Genomic DNA, 5,715 nt, shown 5'->3' with positions numbered 1-5,715 from the left:
TTGCCTTGGCGGCTCGCGTACTCCGCATCCGGGAAGGTGTGCTTCACCTTTTCGCCATTCTCGATCCGAATCAGATTTTCCAGTTTCATGCGCTCGCTCCTTGGTGTAAAACGCCAGTAGGTGTGAGCGAATAGTAGAAGTTCGGTGGTTTCGAAAGTTTTCTAAACCGACACTACCATCCTCAATTTCGACATTGAGGGTTTACCACTGAGAGACCGTTTTGCTGTCGGATTGGCCTGTCCAACAGGCGCGCGCCTCCGAACGCAGCCATCGTGCGCACGGACTGGAACAAGGAAAATGTGCGGAATGTGCTGCGCTACAATGCGTTCTGGTATCGCCGACGGTCCGCCATAGGCGAAATCTTGAACTGTGCTTTGTAACGCGTCGCGAAGTGCGTCATTGATGTGAAGCCTGTTCGTGAACACACTTCTTCGAGCGGCTTGCCCGTCCGGTAGAGCAACTGGCGAGCGCGGAGCAGGCGAATCTCCAGATAGGCCTGAGCGGGCGTTTTACCGATCCGCTCGTTGAACCACCGCTCGAGCTGGCGCTGTGAGACGCCCAGATGCGACGCCACCTCCGCGACGGAGAGCGCCTCCTCGACGTTGCTCTCCATGATCTGCAAAGCCTCGTCGAGTTTCACATGTTCCGCGCCCATGTATTGACGCAGCGATGTTCGCTGCTGTTGCTCGTGACTGCGTCGTTCTGCAACCAGCAATTCGAGCACACGTGACGCAAGTGTGCGGCTGCCGGGTGGCATGCCGAGCAGATGCACCATCAGGTCCAGCGGCGCGACCCCGCCACTGCAGGTGTAGCGATCCCGATCCACTTCGTAGAGGCGATTGGAGACGATCAGCTTCGGGAACTGGCCCATCAGCACGTCCTGATCTTCCCAGTGAATCGTGCACCGGTAGCCGTTTAGCAAACCGGCGCGCGCAAGAAAGTAACTGCCTGTGTCGAGACCGCCCAGCGCCGTGCCACCACGCGCATGCAGACGTAGCCAATCCAGCACTGAGCCGATCCCCTTGCGCGGAATCGGATTGGGGCCGACTACAAATACGGCGTCAAACGAGCCGGGGTCACGGATCGTTGCGTCGGGCAGTACGCGGATGCCGTCGCTCGATTGAACACACTCGCCTCCCGCGCTGATGAGTTGATAGTCGTAAACACGGCGTCCAATAATCATGTTGGCGATCCGCAAGGGATCGACCGCGGCACCAAGTGCAATCAACGAGAAATTGTCGAGCAGCAGAAATCCATACTTTCTGACGCCGAGGTCATGAAGTCCGTCAGCGCGAGGCTCTTCGAGCTTGATAAGCTTAGTTGGCATAGGCGGGTTCTGGTCAGCAACGACCCGGGTAGCCTGCGGGCCACGTCGCCCACAAACACTTCGGTCGACGCATTCTTGGCATCCTACCTCCAGCACGCAACCATTTCCAGTGGACTCTGCCGATCCGCGAACTGTCGAACAGTAAGGGCGTCCTCAGTAAAGACGCTGTCACATTGAAGCATTTGCGACGCAATATCGCATGGGGCGCGCCGACGTGACAGGGTCATTAATGCACGTCGACCCATACATTCACCGCAGCAGGAAGCTGCTTGCGCAGAGACTACTGGCCATAGGGAGCCGGACCGAACGCACGCGGCGTTGAAGTTTTGACGCGGTCGAAACGAACGTACGCCTGGCAGGATCCAGGCATACGCCGCCTCTGGTCGGGTAATCGCGGATGTTCAGAAAGCGTGACGCATGCCCACCGTGACCGCCACCTGCGTGCCGGTCGACGACGGTGAAAGTGTGTTGATCATCGCATGCGAGAGCACGGAGTCTGCGGGCGCGCCGTGCACGTTCTGATAGACGCCTTCCAGGTAGAAGTCGGTGCGCTTGCTGATCGAGTAGGCGGTCTGCAACATGGCCGTATTCCATGCCGGCGACGAACCGTTATACGCGCCGTGCGTATACGTGTACGCACCCGATACGGACCACGCCGGCGTCAGGTCATACTTCGCGTTCACTTCGTAGTTGTCGAGGCGCAGCGAACCGCCGAGGGTGCCAGCGGAGTCGTCGTTGGCTCCGAGGTAGCTCCCCGTGCCGAACGAGAACACGCCCGCCACGTTGTCGATCTGCGTATGGCTCCAGAGCAGCCCAACAGTAGCTGGCCCGAACGTATAGTTGCCGCCGAGCGACCACACACGCTGGCGCTCCGTGATGAAGTTCGCACTCGTGTCACTGGTCGTAACCGCGCCGCTGCCGTTGCCCGCATTGTTCAGCTGCAGGTAGCCAGCGGCAAGATTCAGCGGGCCCCGCACATACGAGAGGCCGAAACCGTAGGAGCGGTTGTTCGCGAACTCGCCGGCCTTGTTGCTGAACGAATACATCGTTTCGAACGTGACGCCGTGAACCACTGGGCTCGCGTACTTGACCGAGTTGTTGACGATGACCGAGTTCGCGGCGAGGTTGTCGTTTTCGAACGGATGCGCGGCGATGCTGCCGCCCCACGTGTTGTAGCTCGACGTCATGGGCCCGACGAGGTCGTTCACCACGTCGAACTGGCGACCAAACGTCACCGTTCCGTACATGTCACTCTGCAGACCGAATCATGCCTGTGAACCGAATGCGCTGCCGGCGAAGGCCTGGGCGCCGTTATTCAGAAGGAACGACTGCTCGAGCTTGAAAAGCGCGTGAAGGCCATCGCCAAGATCCTCCGTGCCCTTCAGACCAAACACCGTGTTCTGCGTCGAGCTGGTGACCTGCTGCCAGCTGCTATGCCCGAGTTGATTGTTTGTATAGATCAACCCGGTATCGATCAGACCATAGAGCGTCACGCTGCTTTGCGCGTGCGCCGAGACAGCAGCCGCGCAGAAAAGCGCGATCGCGAATAGAGATTTTTTCATACTTGATTGGCTCGATGAATTGGCAGCGTTTGAGGAAACCCATTGAGGCGTCAAAAAAAAAGCCCGCGTGTCGCGACGGTGATCGCATTCCGTCGAAACTTAACGCGAGCAACCTCGGAAGATTCGGACCGTATTTGAATTTAGCTCGCCGCGTGCGCGACTGCGTCCACCGTGGCCCGGAAGTGCGCGCTGCGTCGGGCCATCACGAAGTAGGTCAAGCCGGCGGACAACAGACCGAACTCGAAGCTGAGGTCGCCCCAACCGAGGTAGTCGCGCATCAACGGGCTGGCATAGGTCGGCGAATTGGAGAACACGAGTGATGCCACGATTCCCATCAGCAGCGCGATGACGCCCGGCCAGAAGATGCCCCCGTCGTACCAGTAGGCGCCGCCGCCCCACTTCATCCAGGCATCCGCCTGATAGCGGCCACGGCGCATGAAGTAGTCGACAATCACGACAGCGGCCCACGGCGCAGTCCAGAAGACCATGTAATTCAGGAACACCTGATACATGTCGAAAAACTGTCCGTAGAACACCGTCACGACACGAAAACAAAGCGTGAACAGCGCAATGATGGTCAGCGACGTAATCCGGTTGATCGGAATGCGCAGTGCCAGCAGACCGAGTCCGGCGGTGTAGCCGTTTGGCACGTTTGCCGCGATACCACCGAGAATGATCGAAAACAGCAGCGGCACGATGAACCACGTCGGCAAAAATTTGCCAAGCTGGCTGACCGGGTCATCGCCGAGTGTGCCGCCCAGCGCCGTGGCGAACAGCACACCGATCATTTCGCAGAACATCAGCGCGACGAACTGTCCTCCGCCGGCCGCCAGCACGATCTTCTTCCAGCTGGTTTCAGCAGGAAAATAGCGGCTGTAGTCGGACGCGAAGTTCGCCCAGCCGATTGGATAGGAAAAGATGATCCCCATCGCAATCAGCCATGTACTGATGGAGCCTCCGCCGTGGTTGATGGCCGACGCCATCGCGAAGCTCGTGTGCGGCAACACGAAAGCCGCCAGTCCGCCGAACAGGATGGCTAGCACGACCGCGATCCATTTCTCTGCTGCGATGATGGTCGCGTGTCCAAAGATTGCCAGCAATATTTCCGCGGCCAGAATGATGCCCAACGAAACCCAGACCACCGCGTGGCTCTGAAATCCGCCCATCTTCAGCAATGTCTCGAGTGCCTGAGTGGCCACTACTGAGTTGATCGAAAACCAGCTGAGCGCGGAAACGAGGCTTACAGCCTTCGGCAGAAACGAACCCAACTGCCCAAATGAACTGCGCGACGTCATGATGCCGGAGGTACCGGTACGCGGCCCCATGATCGTGGTGAGGCCCAGCACGAAGCAGCCGAGCAGGTTGCCAACCAGAATCGCCCCCAGCGCCTGCCATAGTGACAAGCCCTGGGACAGCGCCAGTGCGCCCGTCATCACCACTACGTAATTGGTGTTGGCACCGATCCACATCTTGAACAACTCGGCTGGTGTGCCGTGCCGATCCTTTAACGGAATCGGGTCGATAGCATGTTGTTCGATGCTCCACGCCTTGTCGGCTTCGACCTCGGCATGCGGGTTACGGCTGTCATACTTTCCCATTGTGTTCCCCAGATGGATGCTTCAGGCGAGCGACGCTTTCGCGCGCGCATCGTAGGCTTCGCGAAGTGCGCACGAGATCCCTTCTACACAGACCTCGAACAGCAACGCCCCCTTTTCCGCAGACGCGGCCGCCGCCGATGACAGGCAGCCGGAAGACGGTGTCCACTCCGGAATCGGCGGAAACACGTCGTAAGGCTCAAAGCTCGCCGCCCCATGCGTCGGTACGCACGACATGTCGACCAGATGAGGATGCAGGTGCAGCATCAACGACGTCTCCAGCACACCGCCATGCTCCACTGCCCAGCCGGGAAAGCCGTCCGGATAGATCCGGGCGATCGTTTCTTCAGTAACGAAATCCCAGTACGACAGCATCACAACCTGAAAGTCGTGAATGCCTTCCCAGCGCAACTCGCGAATCGCCAGATCGACCCCTTCGACCGCGAACATCGAATTCTCGAAATGTCCGTTGACAAGGCAGATCTTCCGCGCGCCGTGACGGGCGAACTCCTTCAGGACGTCTTTGACCGTCAACGACAGCGTATGGCCGTCCAGACTGGTCGTGCCGCACAGATGGTTGCCACCGCCGCTTTTCTGCTGGGATTTGTAGCCGTACGCAATGGCAGGGGCCACCAGCGCGCCAATTTTCTGCCCTACCGCAACCGAGATGGCAGTTGGCAACAGCACATCTGGGTTCATCGACATATGCGGTCCGTGCTGCTCCAGCGCACCGATCGGAATCAGGATGGGCTGCGCTTGCTCAGTCACCCGGCGCGCGTATTCGGGCCACGCCAGTTCTCCTATCACCACGCTCTTTTCCATGAAAAAGCTCCTCCTCGCCTATTGTTTCTGTCTATCTCGCCACCAGGCGAACTCAGCCTGGCTCCGAGCCATCGTAGGGGCCTAAAAATACGAAAATGTTTCCATTTACGACAAATCGCTTCTCGTTTTCGACATTCCGGCCACGCAGGCAAAACGACGTCGACCATCAATCAAAAATTCGACCTGGCTGCGGTCGCGCAACCGATGCGATCAGACTCATTGAATCCGATGCGTCGAGCGCCTGCAGATCTGATGGAGTTTTCTGGTTGAACCGAAGGCGTTCGTATCAGGCCTTGATGATGTTGTGCTCCGGCCCGTACCTGAATCCGGTGATGTTGGTGGCGTCTTTCTCGCCGACCACGAGGATGTCGTGCTCGCGATAACCACCCGCACCGGGCAGGCCTTGCGG

General features: G+C 58.8%; 3 protein-coding genes and 1 pseudogene. All 4 read right to left on the bottom strand.

The window, feature by feature from the left end:
• Positions 1–316: 316 nt before the first annotated feature.
• Positions 317–1,327 carry a GlxA family transcriptional regulator gene (locus DLM46_RS38640; protein WP_115110301.1) on the bottom strand — a complete coding sequence of 337 codons (1,011 nt, stop codon included), beginning with the start codon at positions 1,325–1,327 and terminating at the stop codon, positions 317–319.
• Between the two features lie 401 nt (positions 1,328–1,728).
• Positions 1,729–2,889, bottom strand: a pseudogene (locus DLM46_RS38635) (porin).
• A 140-nt stretch (positions 2,890–3,029) separates the two neighbouring features.
• Positions 3,030–4,487: a purine-cytosine permease family protein gene (locus DLM46_RS38630; protein WP_115110297.1), complete on the bottom strand. Its 1,458-nt coding sequence runs from the start codon at positions 4,485–4,487 to the stop codon at positions 3,030–3,032.
• 21 nt (positions 4,488–4,508) lie between these two features.
• Positions 4,509–5,306, bottom strand: a complete 798-nt coding sequence (locus DLM46_RS38625) for a creatininase (RefSeq protein WP_115110293.1) — start codon at positions 5,304–5,306, stop codon at positions 4,509–4,511.
• Positions 5,307–5,715 lie beyond the last annotated feature (409 nt).

It is taken from the genome of Paraburkholderia lacunae, from assembly GCF_003353175.1.
Taxonomy (GTDB): domain Bacteria; phylum Pseudomonadota; class Gammaproteobacteria; order Burkholderiales; family Burkholderiaceae; genus Paraburkholderia; species Paraburkholderia lacunae.
Note: the sequence above shows the minus strand (reverse complement) of the source record. Positions and strands in the feature narration are given on the sequence as shown.